The organism is Prochlorococcus marinus str. MIT 9515, from assembly GCF_000015665.1.
GTDB lineage: Bacteria > Cyanobacteriota > Cyanobacteriia > PCC-6307 > Cyanobiaceae > Prochlorococcus_A > Prochlorococcus_A marinus_P.
On sequence record NC_008817.1, the window covers coordinates 460,973 to 477,717 of the forward strand.

At 32.1% G+C, this 16,745-nt stretch carries 21 protein-coding genes; 7 read left to right on the forward strand and 14 right to left on the reverse strand.

Annotated elements, in window-relative coordinates; all coding sequences use genetic code 11:
• Complete coding sequence (groL, locus tag P9515_RS02540) at positions 1-1,764, reverse strand: chaperonin GroEL (protein ID WP_011819831.1); 1,764 nt, start codon at positions 1,762-1,764, stop codon at positions 1-3.
• A gap of 133 nt (positions 1,765-1,897) precedes the next feature.
• Between groL and P9515_RS02545 the strand changes: the two genes are divergently transcribed.
• Positions 1,898-2,077, forward strand: coding sequence for a hypothetical protein (locus P9515_RS02545; RefSeq protein ID WP_011819832.1), 180 nt, complete (start codon positions 1,898-1,900; stop codon positions 2,075-2,077).
• Here the strand turns inward: P9515_RS02545 and fabG are convergent, their stop codons facing one another.
• The gene (gene fabG, locus P9515_RS02550; protein ID WP_011819833.1) at positions 2,078-2,827 is read right to left on the reverse strand and encodes a 3-oxoacyl-[acyl-carrier-protein] reductase; all 750 of its coding nucleotides are present in this window, start codon (positions 2,825-2,827) and stop codon (positions 2,078-2,080) included.
• A gap of 93 nt (positions 2,828-2,920) precedes the next feature.
• Between fabG and ispD the strand changes: the two genes are divergently transcribed.
• The gene (gene ispD, locus P9515_RS02555) at positions 2,921-3,592 is read left to right on the forward strand and encodes a 2-C-methyl-D-erythritol 4-phosphate cytidylyltransferase (protein WP_011819834.1); all 672 of its coding nucleotides are present in this window, start codon (positions 2,921-2,923) and stop codon (positions 3,590-3,592) included.
• Here the strand turns inward: ispD and P9515_RS02560 are convergent.
• Both P9515_RS02560 and P9515_RS02565 read right to left on the reverse strand, forming a co-directional pair.
• Positions 3,589-4,461 carry a S66 peptidase family protein gene (locus tag P9515_RS02560; RefSeq protein WP_011819835.1) on the reverse strand — a complete coding sequence of 291 codons (873 nt, stop codon included), beginning with the start codon at positions 4,459-4,461 and terminating at the stop codon, positions 3,589-3,591. The two genes, ispD and P9515_RS02560, sit on opposite strands and share 4 nt — an antisense overlap.
• A gap of 12 nt (positions 4,462-4,473) precedes the next feature.
• Positions 4,474-5,361, reverse strand: a complete 888-nt coding sequence (locus P9515_RS02565) for a 4-hydroxybenzoate polyprenyltransferase (RefSeq protein ID WP_011819836.1) — start codon at positions 5,359-5,361, stop codon at positions 4,474-4,476.
• A gap of 122 nt (positions 5,362-5,483) precedes the next feature.
• On the opposite strand from P9515_RS02565, the gene P9515_RS02570 reads away from it, so the two are divergent.
• Positions 5,484-7,079, forward strand: coding sequence for a Ppx/GppA phosphatase family protein (locus tag P9515_RS02570; RefSeq protein ID WP_011819837.1), 1,596 nt, complete (start codon positions 5,484-5,486; stop codon positions 7,077-7,079).
• Here the strand turns inward: P9515_RS02570 and P9515_RS02575 are convergent.
• Genes P9515_RS02575 through petC form a run of 5 tightly spaced genes read right to left on the reverse strand, consistent with a single transcriptional unit; the run spans position 6,992 to position 10,763 of the window.
• On the reverse strand, positions 6,992-7,558 hold the full coding sequence (locus P9515_RS02575) for a helix-turn-helix domain-containing protein (RefSeq protein WP_011819838.1): 567 nt from the start codon (positions 7,556-7,558) through the stop codon (positions 6,992-6,994). The genes P9515_RS02570 and P9515_RS02575 overlap by 88 nt on opposite strands.
• A gap of 57 nt (positions 7,559-7,615) precedes the next feature.
• On the reverse strand, positions 7,616-8,371 hold the full coding sequence (cobM, locus tag P9515_RS02580; protein WP_011819840.1) for a precorrin-4 C(11)-methyltransferase: 756 nt from the start codon (positions 8,369-8,371) through the stop codon (positions 7,616-7,618).
• A complete protein-coding gene (lgt, locus tag P9515_RS02585; protein ID WP_011819841.1) occupies positions 8,364-9,257 on the reverse strand; it encodes a prolipoprotein diacylglyceryl transferase in 894 nt (297 codons plus the stop codon). The genes cobM and lgt overlap by 8 nt, the downstream gene beginning before the upstream one ends.
• Before the next feature lie 11 nt (positions 9,258-9,268).
• Positions 9,269-10,198 carry a cytochrome f gene (petA, locus tag P9515_RS02590; protein WP_225867099.1) on the reverse strand — a complete coding sequence of 310 codons (930 nt, stop codon included), beginning with the start codon at positions 10,196-10,198 and terminating at the stop codon, positions 9,269-9,271.
• Between the two features lie 28 nt (positions 10,199-10,226).
• Complete coding sequence (petC, locus tag P9515_RS02595) at positions 10,227-10,763, reverse strand: cytochrome b6-f complex iron-sulfur subunit (protein WP_011819843.1); 537 nt, start codon at positions 10,761-10,763, stop codon at positions 10,227-10,229.
• A 124-nt stretch (positions 10,764-10,887) separates the two neighbouring features.
• On the opposite strand from petC, the gene P9515_RS02600 reads away from it, so the two are divergent.
• Positions 10,888-11,205: a DUF3067 family protein gene (locus P9515_RS02600; RefSeq protein ID WP_011819844.1), complete on the forward strand. Its 318-nt coding sequence runs from the start codon at positions 10,888-10,890 to the stop codon at positions 11,203-11,205.
• Here P9515_RS02600 and tatC read toward each other — a convergent pair.
• The 3 genes from tatC to P9515_RS02615 all read right to left on the reverse strand — a co-directional run bounded on the left by tatC (position 11,174) and on the right by P9515_RS02615 (position 14,002).
• A complete protein-coding gene (gene tatC, locus P9515_RS02605; protein WP_011819845.1) occupies positions 11,174-11,932 on the reverse strand; it encodes a twin-arginine translocase subunit TatC in 759 nt (252 codons plus the stop codon). The genes P9515_RS02600 and tatC overlap by 32 nt on opposite strands.
• Positions 11,933-12,012: 80 nt before the next feature.
• Complete coding sequence (locus tag P9515_RS02610; RefSeq protein WP_011819846.1) at positions 12,013-12,273, reverse strand: hypothetical protein; 261 nt, start codon at positions 12,271-12,273, stop codon at positions 12,013-12,015.
• Positions 12,274-12,301: 28 nt separating this feature from the next.
• The gene (locus tag P9515_RS02615) at positions 12,302-14,002 is read right to left on the reverse strand and encodes an NFACT RNA binding domain-containing protein (RefSeq protein WP_011819847.1); all 1,701 of its coding nucleotides are present in this window, start codon (positions 14,000-14,002) and stop codon (positions 12,302-12,304) included.
• Between the two features lie 74 nt (positions 14,003-14,076).
• On the opposite strand from P9515_RS02615, the gene gmk reads away from it, so the two are divergent.
• Positions 14,077-14,631 (forward strand): guanylate kinase, encoded by a 555-nt coding sequence (gmk, locus tag P9515_RS02620; RefSeq protein WP_011819848.1) that lies wholly within the window; start codon positions 14,077-14,079, stop codon positions 14,629-14,631.
• A 16-nt stretch (positions 14,632-14,647) separates the two neighbouring features.
• Here the strand turns inward: gmk and psaJ are convergent, their stop codons facing one another.
• Together psaJ and P9515_RS02630 are read right to left on the reverse strand one after the other, a co-directional pair.
• Entirely contained in the window at positions 14,648-14,782 is a 135-nt protein-coding gene (gene psaJ, locus P9515_RS02625) for a photosystem I reaction center subunit IX (RefSeq protein ID WP_011819849.1), read from the reverse strand.
• 29 nt (positions 14,783-14,811) lie between these two features.
• A complete protein-coding gene (locus P9515_RS02630) occupies positions 14,812-15,366 on the reverse strand; it encodes a photosystem I PsaF protein (subunit III) (protein ID WP_011819850.1) in 555 nt (184 codons plus the stop codon).
• Positions 15,367-15,441: 75 nt separating this feature from the next.
• Between P9515_RS02630 and tsaD the strand changes: the two genes are divergently transcribed.
• Together tsaD and P9515_RS02640 are read left to right on the forward strand one after the other, a co-directional pair.
• Positions 15,442-16,512 (forward strand): tRNA (adenosine(37)-N6)-threonylcarbamoyltransferase complex transferase subunit TsaD, encoded by a 1,071-nt coding sequence (gene tsaD, locus P9515_RS02635; RefSeq protein WP_011819851.1) that lies wholly within the window; start codon positions 15,442-15,444, stop codon positions 16,510-16,512.
• Between the two features lie 6 nt (positions 16,513-16,518).
• Positions 16,519-16,701 (forward strand): hypothetical protein, encoded by a 183-nt coding sequence (locus tag P9515_RS02640; protein WP_011819852.1) that lies wholly within the window; start codon positions 16,519-16,521, stop codon positions 16,699-16,701.
• Positions 16,702-16,745: the final 44 nt, after the last annotated feature.

Consider the following 16,745-nt stretch of genomic DNA (forward strand, 5'->3'; position numbering starts at 1 on the left):
CTACATCATACCAGGCATACCCATGCCTCCCATGCCAGGCATACCCATGCCGCCCATGCCAGGCATACCCATGCCGCCCATACCAGGCATACCCATGCCTCCCATGCCAGGCATACCCATGCCTCCCATGCCGCCCATGCCTCCCATTCCACCCATCGGATCTGCTCCGGGTCCTCCAGGTGCAGGTGCCTCTGGTTCTGGGATGTCAGCTACTGCAACTTCTGTTGTAAGAATCATTGCTGCGATTGATACTGAATCTTGAAGAGCTAATCGAATAACTTTAGTTGGGTCTAATATTCCTGATTGATTTAAATTTTCATATTGTCCATTATTAGCATTAAAGCCTTTATTAAGTCTTTTAATATCCGCAATAACTACATCCCCATTAAAACCAGCATTTCTTGCTATTTGTTTGGTAGGTTCTAAAAGTGCTTTTGTAATAATTTTAATACCTGTATTTAAATCAACTGATTTTTCTTTGCCTAAATTAGAGAGTTCTTCTGAAATCTCTATTAAAGTTTGCCCTCCCCCTGAAACAACTCCTTCTTCTATGGCAGCTTTTGTTGCATTAAGTGAATCTTCTATTCTTAATTTTTTATACTTCATCTCTGTTTCCGTCGCCGCACCAACTTTAATTAGAGCTACCCCACCAGCAAGTTTTGCTATTCTCTCATTAATTTTATCCTTGTCGTATTCTGATTCAGTTATTTCTACTTCCCTTTTTAATTTTTCAACTCTTGCTTTTACTAAATCTTTGGTATCGTCAAAAGCCACGATGGTTGTTTTATCCTTTGAGATCGTTATTTTCTTTGCTTTCCCAAGATCATTGATGGTAACCTCTTCTAATTTCATTGATTGATCTTCGCTAATTAATCTAGCCCCAGTAAGAATCGCAATATCTTCTAAAGCAGCCTTTCTTCTTTCGCCAAATGATGGAGCTCGAACAGCTGAAACATTTAATACCCCACTATTTTTATTTAAAACAAGGGTCGTTAATGCCTCTCCTTCAATGTCTTCAGCTAAAACTAAAAAAGGAGAAGAGGATTTTTGAATTTCTTCGAGAATAGGAACTAGGTTTGTTAACGTTGAAATCTTTTGGTCTGTGATTAAGATCTTAGGATTTTCAAGTTCACAAATCTGTCTTTCTTGATCTGTTACAAAATAGGGCGAACTATAACCTCTATCAAAAGACATTCCCTCTGTGATATCTAATTCCGTCTCTAGTGATTGGGATTCTTCAACAGTTATAACCCCATCTGAAGTTACAATATCCATTGCTTTTGAAATTATTGAACCTATCTCTTCATCTCCTCCTGCACTTACTGTCGCAACTTTTTGAATATCTGAACCGTTTATTTTGATACTCTTTGATTTTAATTTCTCTAAAACAATATCTAATCCTTTCTCCATTCCTTTTTTGAGCTCGATTGGACTAGCTCCAGCTGCTATATTTTTTAAACCTTCTTGAACCATTATTTGAGTCAAGATTGTTGCTGTTGTTGTTCCATCCCCAGCACTCTCTTTAGTTTTTGAGGCTACTTGTTCAATTAATTTTGCCCCTAAATTAGAGATTGGGTTGTCAAGGTTGATTTCTTTAGCAACAGTAGATCCATCTCTCACTATGTCTGGTGAACCAAATTTTCTCTCTATTACAACATTCTTTGCTTTGGGTCCAATAGTTACCTTAACAGCATTAGCTACAGTATTAACTCCGTTTTCGAGCGCTTCTCGTGAGTCGTTCGAAAAGCTCAGTTGTTTTGGCATTTTATTGAAATCTTTAAGTTCTTATTATAATCTCCCATGAAATTAAATTTAAGGGATACTTAATTAAGTGGGGAAAGCCGAATTTCTCTTAAACAGCTATCCAAATTAGTTAAATTATGAGTATCTTTAGGTTATGGATAAAACTGATAATCTTATTTTTACTTTAACTGCTACCCTTGCAGTTGCAATGACTCTTATATACTTTCCTTTAAGATTTTTCTTGACTTTAACTGCTAGAAGTCGAAGATTAAAGTTATTACAAAAAATTAGAAGATTAAGGGATGAGTTAGGCCAACCATACGAAAGGAACTAATTAAATACTCATTCCACCATCAATACTTATTGTTTGTCCTGTAATGTAACTTCCAGCATTACTCGATACTAAAAATGAAACTAAGTCAGCTATTTGTGAGCAGCTACCTAATTTACCTAATGGTATAGCTTTGACTATTTCCTCATTATTTAATTTTTCAGTCATTTCTGTTTCTATAAAACCTGGAGCTATAGCATTAACATTTATTCCTCTTGAAGCAAATTCTTTCGCACATGTTTTTGTAAAACCAATTACACCTGCTTTTGCAGCAGAATAATTTGCTTGTCCTGGATTTCCAATTATTCCAACAATAGATGAAATATTTATTATCTTACCGCTTCTTTTTTTAAGCATAAATTTTGAAGCATACTTAGTACAAAGAAAAACCCCTTTTAGATTTGTATTTAGAACGTCATCCCATTGCTCTGATTTCATTCGCATTAAGAGCCCATCTCTTGTTATTCCAGCGTTATTAATAAGGATATCTATGGATCCATTGATTTTTATAATTTCTTCAAAAGCTTGACTAACAGATTCCTCTTTTGAGACATCAAATTTTAATTTATGAACTTTCCCTCCTAAACCTTTAATTAAATTTAAAACTTCTTCTGCTTTCTCATCGGAAGAGGAATAATTTATAATAACTTCTGCTCCCAAATTGCTAAGTTCTAAGGCAATTTCCTTGCCTATTCCTCTACTGGCACCTGTAATTAACGCAACTTTCCCTGTTAAAGATTCTTTATTTGACATTTGTAAATTTTTATAATTTAAGATCGTAGTACTTTTTGTGCAAACATATTGCTTTTATTTATAATTATCTAGAAAATATAAATTCAAATTATTGTGCATGTATTAATACCCGCTGCAGGTAGTGGCAGAAGAATGGAAGCTGGAAAAAATAAATTACTTATTGATTTAGAAGGTGAATCTCTTATTTATTGGACTTTAAAATCTGTATTCTCTGCAAGTTTGGTAAGTTGGGTAGGAATAATTGGACAACCAAATGATAAAAAAAAATTATTAAATTCAGTAAAAAAATTTTCTAATGAAATTGAATGGATTAACGGTGGAAATACAAGGCAAGAGTCTGTCTTTAATGGTTTAAATTCACTACCTTCTAATGCTGAGAAAGTTTTAATTCATGATGGTGCAAGATGCTTAATAAATCCTGACTTGATCAATAAATGTGCTTTGGAATTAGAAGAAAATGATGCAGTTATTTTAGCTACTAAAGTTACAGACACAATAAAAATAGTTGATAATGAAGGTTATATCCAACAAACGCCAAATAGACAAAATTTGTGGGCAGCTCAAACTCCTCAAGGTTTTCTAGTGAAGAAATTAAGAGAAGCTCATGAAATGGCGATTGAGAAAAATTGGAAAGTTACAGATGATGCCTCACTCTTTGAAATGTTGAATTGGCAAGTGAGAATTATTGAAGGGAATTCTTCGAACATAAAAATCACATCTCCATTAGATTTGCAAATAGCGAAACTATTTTTAAAAGATTATTAGTAACAAGGAATAGAAATACTAAGTATTCCATTATTTCCATTTAATGTAGCTTTACAACCAAGAGGAATGCATGCATTCCCAGATATATGTCCAATTGGGAGATCAAAAAGAATGGGAATATCAAATTCTTGAAATCTCTCAAAAATTAAGCTTTTGAGTAATTCTTTCCACTCAGGGGTATATAGATCATCTGAAAAACTTCCGAATCCAATTCCTGCAATTTCGTTTAATTTTTTTGTCATTCTCAAATAAGTTAACATTCGATCAATTTTATAAATATCTTCATTAATATCCTCAAAAATTATTATTTTTCCTTTTAATTCCGGAAAGTGATTAGTACCAATTAAAAAAGAAACAATAGTTAGGTTAGATACAATAATTTCTCCAGTTGCTTTTCCTTTCTGTAAAGGGATCCCCTTAATATCCTCAACATACCCCTCAAAAAGTAAATTTCTTAGTCTCCTTAAACTCCATTCAGGTTCTTTAAAAAGAGTAGTGATCATAGGGCCATGAATCGAGCCAAAGGATCCTTGTTTATATTTTGATAACAATAATGAACATGTATCAGAGAATCCCATCATCAAGCCATCACCCCAGTTTGGATTTTTTTCTAAAAGTCTTGCGGATCCCCAGCCTCCTTTAGCGAAAATGATAAGCTTACTATTTTGTGCTTTTTTGAGTTCTTCAAATCTAGTTTGATCATCTCCAGCAAAATAACCAAATTTTTTTGAGAGGTTACCGTTGATAGCAATTTTTAAATCCCATGTTTTTAAAATATTTATGCCTTTTGTAAAATTTTCTTCTTTATCGATAAAAGAAGCAGGCGCTAAAATGTTGATTTCATCGCCTTTTTTTAATTTAGTTAACATTAGTTTAATAATTTATGAGGAGATTATGATTCCCAACAAAATTAATCCACCATATATTGTTTGGTTTTTGAAATGATTACCAATTTTTTTAATGGAATGATTACTTTCAGGGAAGATTTTTAAGATATCTTTTTGCATTAAAAAAGCTGTTATTAACCAAATGGGCCAAAAAATTAAATTTAATTGATTGATTAAAGCACAAATTGCAAGAAAACTGGAAGTCAGAAAATAACAAATTTGTATGGTGATTTTTGTATTAGATGCAAGGTTAACCGCAGAACTATTCACCCCAATTTTAAGGTCATATTTCATATCAGCCAAAGCATATACAGTATCAAAACCAAATGTCCAAAAAATTGTAGCGAGCCAGCAAAAAAGTAAAACAATACTTTTAATATCCCCTTCGTTAGCAGCCCAAGGTATCAAAACTGCGAATCCCCAGCATAATGACAAGATAAGTTGGGGATATTTAAACCATCTTTTTGCAGAAGGGTAAATTAGGATTAACGGCAGGGCAAAAAAAGCAAGTGAAATAGAAAGTAGTCTTCCATTCTCTGGAAGTGACAAAGTTAAAAAGAAACTGCATATTATTAAAAATATAAGAATTAAATAAGCTGTTTTATTACCAATCTTATTTGCAGCAAGAGGTCTGTTTTGGGTTCTTAAGACTTTTTGATCTATTTTTTTATCCCAAATATCATTAGCAATACAACCTAAACCACTAACTAATAATCCCCCCATTATTATTTTCAATAACATATGAAAGCTTGGATTTGATTCTGGAGTAAGATACAAACTCCACCCAGCAGGGATAAGTAGAATAAGTCGACCAGTTGGTTTATTCCACCTTAGAAGTTCAAAAAGGATATTTAATTTATATCTGAAGTCTGTATTTATCACGAGTTCTTATATTTCATAACTTTAAATAATCTAACTAGTATTTAATTAATTCTATAATTTAATAATCAATTTTAAGTATATTAATTACGGTATTTAGGATCTCTGTTTTTTAGAGAATAAAAATGATACAAGAAAACGAATTAAGTAATTTGCAAGAAAAAAATATTTTAGTAGCCTCAATCGATATAGGAACAAATTCTACTCATCTTTTGATTTCAGAAGTTAATTTAGATCTCAAATCCTTTTCAATAAAATTTACTGATAAATCTACAACCCGCTTAGGAGAGAAAGATGAAGAGGGAAATCTTACTGAAGAATCAATTCAAAGAGTTTTATATACCCTTAAGCGGTTTAAGGAATATTGCAATAGTAATGGTGTTAATCAAATAGTAACTGCAGCGACAAGTGCTGTTAGGGAAGCTCCAAACGGTCGAGACTTTCTTAATAGAGTTCAAAAGGAATTAGGTATTCAAATAGAACTAATAAGCGGATCTGAGGAGGCTAGGTTAATTTATCTTGGAGTATTGTCTGGAATGGCTTTTGAAGATGAGTCCTACGTAATTATTGATATTGGTGGTGGCTCTACAGAGTTAATACTTGCAGATAAAAAAGACGCAATAGCTCTTACAAGTTCAAGAGTTGGAGCAGTTAGGCTTAAAAATGATTTTCTTAATGAAGAACCCATCAGTAATGAAAGATCTAAGTTTTTGAAGACTTTTATTAGAGGGTCTTTAGAACCATCTGTTGAAAAAATAAAAAGGAGACTACATAAAGAAAAAAGTGTTGCAATGATTGCTACAAGCGGAACTGCGATCTCACTAGGGAATTTGATTTTGTCTGATCTTAGTCAGCCAAAACAGAAAATGCATGGTTATAAATTTAAAAAAGATAATTTAGAGGTTATTTTGGAAAAATTAATTAAAATGCCCATCACTGAAATAAAGAAAATTCCATCATTGAGTGAAAGAAGAGCAGAAATAATAATCCCAGGAGCATTAATTCTTAATACTTCAATGGATATGCTGGATTTTAATGAGTTAACAATAAGTGAGAGGGCTCTAAGGGAAGGTTTAGTAGTTGATTGGATGCTTCGCCAAGGAATAATTAAAAACGAATTTAATATTCAAAGTAATATTAGAAAAACCACCATAGTTCATCAGGCTAGAAAGTTTGGTGTTGATAAAAATAGATCTGAAAAAGTTACTAATATCGCTTTTCAAATATACGACCAAACTAAAAATATCTTTCACAGCGATACTGACTCAAAAGCAAAAAAGCTCCTTTGGGCAGCTTGTCATCTTTATAGCTGTGGAAAATATGTAAACATAAATTCGTACCATAAACATTCTTGGTATTTAATAAAACATTGTGAATTATTAGGTTATTCTCAATTGGAAACAAATATTATTGCTTCGATTGCTAGATATCATCGAAAGACTTTGCCTAAAAAAAGACATGAATCGTGGCAAAGTTTAATTTCAAAAGAAGAAAAAACAATAGTACTTGAAATGTCCTTGATTTTAAGATTAGCGGCGTCCTTGGATCAAAGACCTGAGAATGTAATATCATCAATAAAAATTAAATTACAAAAAAATGCTCTTTCAATGGAAATAATACCTTTTAATTCAAATCAAGATCTTCTTCTTGAGAAATGGAGCTTAGAATCATGTCGCAATGCGATTAAAGAACTCAAAAACTTAGAGTTAAAAGTGGTTTGATTTTTCTTTTTAAGTTCTTGTTTTGGAATTTGATTTTGGAAAGAGTTTGAAATGACATTAAAAATTAGAGAGGAGGCTAAAAGGCCTAAAATTCCCGATATCAGAATAAACAAAATAGAGTTATTATTCTTGATTTTTTTGTTTTGTTTAGTTTTGATTAAAACTTCCTGAACAATTTCTTCAACTTTTACTTCCGGTCTTTCAGTTTTAAATTCGTTCATTATAAATTCTGTATCAACTTTAAGCTTTTCTGAAATTCTACGAACCATTGCTTTTATAAAAACTTTTTCTGGTAAATGTTCTTCATTACCGCCTTCTATTGCTTGAAGTTGGTGAGTTCCAATTTTTAAATCAGTAGCTAATTCTTCAATTGAAAGATTTCTGCTTAATCTGGCCTCTTTGATAAAATTCCCAATTCTTTTTAAAGAAGAATTATTTATTGAATTATTGTCTGAATTATTAGAATTTATTTCGTTCAAAGCAATTGATTTTTTCTCAATTATAGTGATTTATATTTATCTATCAACTTTAATCGATTATTTATTCCTAAAGAGATGATTGTAAGAAGGGTTATAAAGATTAGACCTATTTGTAATATTTTTAATTGCAGGACTAACAATATAAATAGTAGTTCTAATAATCTCTTTTTCACGAGTAAATTTTTCCATATCCTTCAATTCAATTAGAGATGTCCAACCATCATCCCAAGAGACTCTGTAGCCAACGATTACTTTAGTTTCTGGAGGGTAAAATTCTAATAAGATTTTTTGAGAATTCTTTACGTGCCTAGCACTTAGATAAAGACATAAAGAGGATTTGTGCTTCGCAAGTTCCTTAAGAGATTCTTTCTCAGGCATACCAGTTCGGCCTCCTGCTCTCGTCAGAATTATAGTTTGAGTAATATCCGGAATTGTAAGCTCAGCCTGATGATACGCAGCAGCAACTTGAAAAGCACTTACACCAGGGATGACTTCAGTCTTGATGTTGTTTAGCTTTAGTATTTCTATTTGTTCTTTTACTGCTCCATATAGGCATGGATCTCCATCATGCAATCTAATTATAGTTTTACCTTCATTGTATCTTTTTATCATTATTGACGTTATTTTTTCTAAAGTAAGCGTACTTGTTTTTATTTTTTCAGAACCCTCAAGTGAAAAATTTATAATTTTTTCAGGAATTAAAGAATCAGCCCAAAAGATAACCTCTGCTGATTTTATTTTTTTTAACGCTTTAATTGTTAATAAATCAGGATCGCCTGGACCAACTCCAATAAATGAGATTTTTTTATCCATTCTTTCTTGTTTTTTTATTATATGTTTTTAATCTTAAAAAAAATATTCCAATTAATCCAGAGGAAAATAAAACAATACTAATAAACTGAGCCATCCGTAATCCCCCATCGCAAAAGGGTGGGAGTCCCCCAAGACATAAAGGATCAATTCTTAAACCTTCAATCCAGAATCTTCCAAAACTATAGCCAATTAAATACAGACAACTTATAAAGCCAGGTCTTAATGAGCTATTAGTATTCTGTTTGTAAAAAATAGAAATTAATAATATAAAAATCAAAAAATTCCATAATGATTCATAGATAAATGTTGGATGAAAAAACTGATAATTTATAAACTCGATTGGCCTATTTTGGAGAGGTATAAATAACTTCCATGGTAACTCTGTCGGTATTCCAAAAGCTTCGTTATTAAAGAAATTGCCCCATCTACCAATTGATTGACCAAGAATAATGGATGGAATTAGTATATCCATAAAGGTCTTAAGATGAATATTTTTAGATTTGCAAAAAAATAAAATAGATAAAAATCCTCCAATTAATCCTCCATGGATTGCTATGCCCCCTTCCCAAATAGCAAGAAAAGAGGGTATTTGAATTACGTTATCAAACAGGTTAAAAGAAGTAAAAAAGTTATTACCACTATATTGTTTCCATTCAAAAATTACATAATAAAATCTAGCGCCGATGATTGATGATATTATTAAAGAAGGTAGAATATCACTTATATATTGAGGGTTAATATTCCTTGATTTTGCAAGCTTTTTAGAAATAAAAATTCCAATTAATACAGATAGGGAAATTAGCAGTCCATACCATCTAATAGTTAGAAAACCTAAATTTAAAAATGTATCTCCAGGTGATTGAATAAAAGCTTGATGTGTAAGCATTTAAAGCCTAATTAAATGCCCTCAGCAGCTTGTACTTTTTCAACTTGTTTCTTCTTAAGCACTAGTAATATTTGAGTTAGGCCTACACCGATAAAAAATGCAATTAAGCCTATAATTCTATAAGGGCTTTGTAATACTACTTCAGCATCTAATTGTCCAAAACCTCCGACATTAGGGTCACTAGTGAGAGGGGCTCCTACAGTTATTTGGTCTTGTTCTTTCACAATTAGTTTAGGACCAACTGGAACAGCCTCAGTAGTTATTTCCCCGTTCTCATTCTCAATATTGATCTGATAACTACCGTCTTCTATAGTTTCTATTGAATTGATAGTTCCTGCAGAAGAAGAAGTGAATATTACATTGTTACTCTTGTCACCAGTTGGATAAACTTGTCCTCTGCCTCTATTCCCTCCAATATGCAAGGAATACTTCCCATAGTGATATTCTTTATTGGTAGCTGGATTAGGTGAAAGAACTGGAAAAATAATTTCTTTATTAGTATCGCCGGGTAATGGTCCAACAATAATTATATTCTCTTTTTCTTCGCTGTAGTTAGTAAAGTATACCCCTTCCGTTTCTTCTTTTATTTCATCAGTCCATCTCTCCTGAGGAGCTAATTTAAAGCCGTCAGGCAGCATAACCACAGCCCCAACTTGTAAAGGTACCTCTGAGCCATCAGCGCCTATTTCCTTTATGTCATCTTTATAAGGTATTTTGACTACAGCTTTGAAAACACTGTCAGCCCCAACAGCTTGCGGTACTTCTGCAATAGTTGGCATTTGCGCTAAATGGCAATTTGCGCAGACTATTTTTCCTGTAGCTTCTCTAGGAGATTCGTAATTTTGCTGCGCCCAAAAAGGATAAGCCAAAGAAGATCTTGGGGCAATTAAAATACTGGAAACCAAGAGCATTGCGCAGAGAAAGAAAGTTGTTTTTTTCATTATTTGTTTTTTAAAATTAATCATTCTCTTAAGCCCACCATGGATTTTCATTAGTTCTAAAATCTGTTTCTGACCACTGTTTTACAAGCACAGCATCATCATCTACATCAACATGCGCCAAGGCCAAAGATAAAGGAGCAGGTCCTCTAACTACTTTCCCATTCGTATCATATTGACTTCCGTGACAAGGGCATATGAATTTATTGGCACCGCTGTCCCAGGGGACAACGCATCCTAAATGGGTACAAATTGCATTTAATCCAAATTCTCCTATATCTCCCTCACTATTAACAATTAAGTAAGTTGGATCTCCTTTGAGACCCTGCACTAAACTTCTATCTCCTGCTTGATGATTTGCTAGCCAGCCAGTCTTTGTAACTGGATTACCTAATTCATCTTTTGCAGAAGTTCCGCCACCACCACCACCAGCTCTTAGTGGCATGAAATAATTTGCTACAGGATATAAAGCTCCTAATGCGACCCCAGTTGCGGTACCAAATGTAAGAAGATTCATAAATTGCCTTCGACCCATGGAGGGGACGTCATTGGAACTTAATTGAGTCATTCGATACTTTGGACTGTTATTTATTAGTTATTATGGATCAGATTGCGCGATTTCTGTTGCAAATAGATAGGACTTTTAATATTTTAAAGTATAAGTTTTTATGAGATCGCTTAATTATTAAATTATGAAACCATTGGTAGTAGATGAGATTATCCATTACTTGATTCATCGATGGGGTAAAAAATATGACTTTAGACTTTTCAAAAGAGGTAAATATTTATATTTTCAAATGATGTGGGGTTTTTTAGGACAAGAATCTTTCCCATTAAATGAAGTGGAATACAAAAAATCAATTGCAGATAAAATTGAAATATTAAATAGATGTGGCTATTCAGATGAGGTAAGGGAATGGCTTAAAAAAGTAAATTCAAGACCAAGACTAGGAAGAGCTGTAAGCCTTCAACTTAATATTAATGAGAGGATGAAAGAGTTTTTGATTTAAGGTTTTCAGATATATAAGTTAGCCCAGCCCCTACAAAAAATAAAAAAATAATCGAAATTGAGAGTAATGACATAGTTAAGGGATCTGTTGAAGGTGTAATTACTGCCGATAGGATTGCAGATGAAATTACAACTATTTTCCAATTTGAAAGCATTTTTGCTGTAGTAATAATTCCAAGTGAACCAAGAATAAATTGCAAAACCGGTAATTGAAATGCTATCGCAGTACTTGACATTAACAATAAAACAAAGTCAAAGTATCTCTCTATGGACCATGTCGGTTCAACAATATCAGCTCCAAAATTTATAAAGAAATTGATTGCTGCTGGGACTAAAATCCACCAAGAAAAAAGCAAGCCAAGAAAGAATAATAAACCTGATCCAAAAACTGCGGGTAAAATTAGATTTTTTTCTTTTTTACTTAATCCTGGAGAAATAAATAATATTACTTGATAAAAAATGTATGGAATAGAGACGATTATCCCGCTATAACCGGCTACTTTGATGGCAACAAATAAAAACTCACCAGGGGCAAGTTGTAATAAATGTATGTCACTTGCAGGAATCTCTAAAAAAGAAATTAACGGCTTAATTATCAAAAAACTAAAAAAAATGGAAATTAATATCGAATAAATGGAATTTAGTAATCTTTGCCTGAGTTCATCTAAATGATCAGTAAAACTCATCGAATCATATTTATTATTTTTAATATCTTCTTTTCTCTTCATTATTGACCTTTTTATGATTTGAAATTAATAATCATTGATATTTATTTTTAAAGCATAATTTTTTATTATTTGGTTGCTAATTATTTACTTAATTTTGGATTGGTTGGATCAGGTAATAAAAATGGAGGAGCGTCATTTAAAGAGGACTCTCCATATGTTTCATATTCTCTATATCCACCCATTTTTCCATTTGTTTTCATCAAAGCACTTACAAAAGCAAGTAATAGAAAAACAGTTGGTGCTCCAATAATTAATGCTGCTCCAAATAAATACCCTACAATAAACTCTGGAAAGCTATGATTACCTAAAAATTCGTGAGTTCCTAGTAAAAAATCTAACATTTAAAAAATAATTTTTTTTAATTATAGGCTAAATTAGTCTTTTAAGATTTTTTTTAATGTAATCTTTTCCTCTTGTAGGATTACCCCAAATAATTTCTACATTGTGGAACGAAACACAGCCAGGACCGCCTTTAGTTATTTTTTGGAGGTCTTTTATATTTACAAGACTTATAGGGACTTTAATATTCATTTTTGCTTTACTAAATAAAGCTGCTAAATCTGCGGATATTTGAATATCTTCATCTGAAGGTTTTTGAGATGAGGACTTTAAAACAACATGACTTCCAGGTGATTCTTGTGCATGGAACCAAAGATCCCCTTTTTTTGAAAACTTAAAACTTATTAGATCATTTTGCCTCATATTTCTTCCTATTTGTATTTTTAAGCCTTTAGGAGTATTTATTTCTATTGGGGCTGACTCTAATCTAGACAAGTCTTTTTTTTGCGATCTTGTATTTCTGGTTCTCACATTAAACTCTCTACAAATTTCATCTTTAATTTCTTCCAGTAAATTGATTCTAATTGTCAGATTTTCATTTTTTAAAGAATTTAAGTTATCCACTAGAGCACTAAATTCCTCTAATCTATCAAGCTTGTTTTTATAAATATCAATCCTCTCTTTGATTAAATTTTGTGCTCTTTTTAGCTTTTTTGACTTTTTATAAAGCTTTTGGCCTTTGATAATATCTTTTTTTTGTATCTCATGAGTCATAAATATTTTGTCAGCTTTTTCTTTATATATTTGATAATTTTCGGAGTTAATCAAAAGATCAGATTGCAAATTAAAATTCTTTTTCTCAAGATTTGTTTGTTTAAAAATTATTCCGTCAATTTTTTTTATTAAGGCGTCAATTTTTCTTTGTTTTAGATAAAAATCATAATAGTTTTCTAATCCATTAATTTCATCAATATTATTGATGTTATTTATTTCACTCTTTAAAAACCAAACTGAATAAAAAAAACTGTCAAAAATTGAAAAATTAAAATTGTTATTATTAAACCTATCAATCCATATTTTCCAACTTTGGTATATCTTTTTTAAGTTGACTTCACTTATGAAATCAATATTTTTATTCATTATTTCTGAACTACCTAGATTACTAAAAGCCTCAAGTTGCTTCGTTAATATTGGACTTACACCTTGATATGTATTTATTAAGCAGTATTTAAGAGTTTCTGGAACTGAAGATATAGACTCTTTCCAATTTTCATAAGATTCGTCTGGACTGGGCTCCTTTTTCATGTTTTTGGGAGGCTCTGAATAGATAGAGCCTGTAGAAACGGTACGAAAGCTAGATTGATTAGAGTTTATTTGTTTGCCAACTGCAATTATTTTTTGATTATTATCTAAGTAAAAAATATTACTATGTTTACCCATTAGTTCAAAAATTAAGTACTTGTTTATCTCATCTCCAGGCTTTTTCGCAAATCCAAATTTAATAACCCTCTCAAATTTATCTTGCTTTATCGTTACTAAAGCCATATATTTCAAGCCAAATCTCAATTGTTTTGAGAGTGTACTTTCTGCTCCTAATTTTTCAGGCCTATTTATTTTAAGTATTCGTGCAGAATCACTGCTCCAAGATACTTCTATCCAAGTTTGGCTATTTATTCCTCTTAAACAGAATTGAATTATATTAGGTTCGGGTTGTTGAGCGGTTTCAAACCTTGAGGGTAGAATTTCTTCTGATAATTCATGCAACACAGATTTTATAGATGTAATATCCATAATCTGAGGTACACCTTTTTGCATTATTTCTTGTAGTTAATCACCAAAACCCACTTTACTGTAAAAATTTTAATATGAAAAATTTAAAAAAACTCATTATTATCACAGGCCCAAGTGGAGTTGGGAAAGGTACTGTTGTTAAACAACTTTTAGATAGTAAAAAAGATATATGGCTTTCTATCTCTGCGACAACAAGAAACCCCAGAATGGGAGAGAAAGATGGTGTGAATTATTACTTTATTAGTGATGAAAAGTTTAAAGATATGGTCGATAAAAAAGAATTTCTTGAATGGGCTCAATTCGCAGGTAATTATTATGGAACTCCACTATCTACTGTAAATGAAAAGATTGAAAGTGGATTTATTGTTTTACTGGAAATTGAAGTTGAAGGTGCCAAACAAATTAAAGAAAAGTTCCCAGAAGCTTTATCAATATTTCTTCTTCCTCCTAGCGATGAGGAATTAGAAAAAAGAATAAGAAATAGAGGTACTGAAAAAGAAGAGGCAATAAAAATGAGACTTAGGAGAGCTAAATACGAAATTGCTTCCTCAGATAGATTTGATTTTGTTTTAACAAATTATCATGTTGATGAGACAGTTAAAAGAATTTTCGAAATAATTAAGTCTTGAAATTTTTTTGAAAATCTCAGCTCATTGGATGGAATAATAAATCAGGAAAAAATCTATTAAATTCAATAATTATTCCAGCGGTGAGGCTTATCCAAATTGCCGCAACTATTGGGGCAGACCTCATGAATTTTGTATTAAAGATTTTGAACATTTGATTTTAAAATAGTGTTGAAAGGTGTTTTATCTAGGGCCATTTAGTGTGATATTTTTATCTTTCTCTCTTAAATCTCCGTTTCTTCCTTGTTTATTAGCTAATAAAGGCCATTGAGCACCTTTGATAAGGCATTTTCTTGCTAGGTCTAAATCAATAATAATTTCAAGGTCTGCTGGATTCTTAGTCTTTTTGGATTCAATCAAATACTCTCTCCCAGACCAACCTATTATTCCAGCTATGTAGATAAATAGTACACCTGGGATAAGGAGATCTCCTTCATGTCCTCTATTTAAGAGAGCTCCAAAAGGTTCAAGAGGCGGTCCTATTATTAAATGAGGTAATCCATCATCCCCACAAGCTGCTTTACCATATCTTTCAAATCTTGTGATATCTTTTTGGGTTTTAGCCGAACTTGCTCTTTCAATAAATTTAGGATTCTCTGAACATGTTGTTAAAGCTGATGCTGTGAATTCTGTGCTTGCTCTATCCGGATTTAATACTTGACCTTTAGCAGCCAAAGCAATTGGAGTTATTCCAAGAAACAGAAAAAACGAGAGTATGATTGAAAAAAAGAATTTCATAAGTTGCAATCTTTAATTCCTTTTGATGTTTTAATTAAGAAATTATTATTAAAATAGAACAGTATCGAATCAAATATGCTCAAAGTTCTGGCTATTGAAACAAGTTGTGATGAGACGTCAGTCTCCGTTGTCTCTAATAGTAATGATATTTATAAAATACATTCAAATATTGTTGCATCACAAATTGAAGATCATTCTAAGTGGGGAGGAGTGGTACCAGAACTCGCAGCAAGAAAACATTTAGAGTTAATTCCTTTTGTCCTTGAAGAGGCTCTAGAGGAATCAAAAATAAGTATTGAAGAGATTGATGCTATAGCCTCGACCGTAACTCCAGGATTAGTAGGCTGCTTAAGAGTTGGTTCCATAACTGCCAGATCACTATGTACTTTATACTCAAAACCGTTTTTGGGGATACATCACTTAGAAGGACATCTATCTTCAATATTATTTTCAAAGAATTATCCCAAGCCTCCTTTTTTAACCTTACTTGTTAGTGGGGGACATACCGAATTAATTAAAATTGGTGAGAGAAGAATAATGCAAAGACTTGGCAGAAGTTATGATGATGCGGCTGGGGAAGCCTTCGATAAAGTTGGAAGATTATTAGGACTTAGTTACCCTGGGGGGCCTGCAATTGCGGAAATTGCCAAAAAAGGCAATTCCTTAAAATTTAACTTACCTAAGTGTAAAATCTCTGACAAGAAAGGGGGTTTTTTGAAATATGATTTCTCTTTTAGTGGTTTAAAAACGGCTGTATTGAGGTTAGTTGAAAAAATAAGGTTAAATGGAGATGAAATACCAATTCCAGATATCGCTGCTAGTTTTGAGAGGGTTGTGTCAGAAGTATTGGTAGAGAGGACAATAAAATGCGCAGTTGATTATGATTTAGATAACGTTGTTGTTGTAGGTGGAGTTGCGGCAAACGATACGTTAAGAAAAATGATGATTAGTGAAGCAGGTAAAAAATCTATTAAAGTTCATTTAGCTCCATTAAATCTTTGCACCGATAATGCTGCGATGATTGGAGCCGCTGCCTTATTTAGACTTAAATTTAAGGCACATGAAAGTTCTCTTGAATTGGGTATTTCAGGAAGACTTCCTATTGACCAAGCAAATACTCTTTATGCAAACAAACCTCCTTTCTAATAACTAATGAAAAAACAAACCAAAATAGAGCTTAAAGAAACAAAAAAGTTTGTTGATAAACAAGAGCTTAATTTATGGAAAAGAGGTTTTACTCCTCAAGCAGAAATTTGGAACGGAAGAATGGCGACGATAGGTATAGGAATAATATTTATTGTTATTTTTTTTATTAGTAAATTTTCTTCTATATAGAAATTATTTAAAAATTTTTTGTTTTTTTTCTTTAAAAGAGAGGT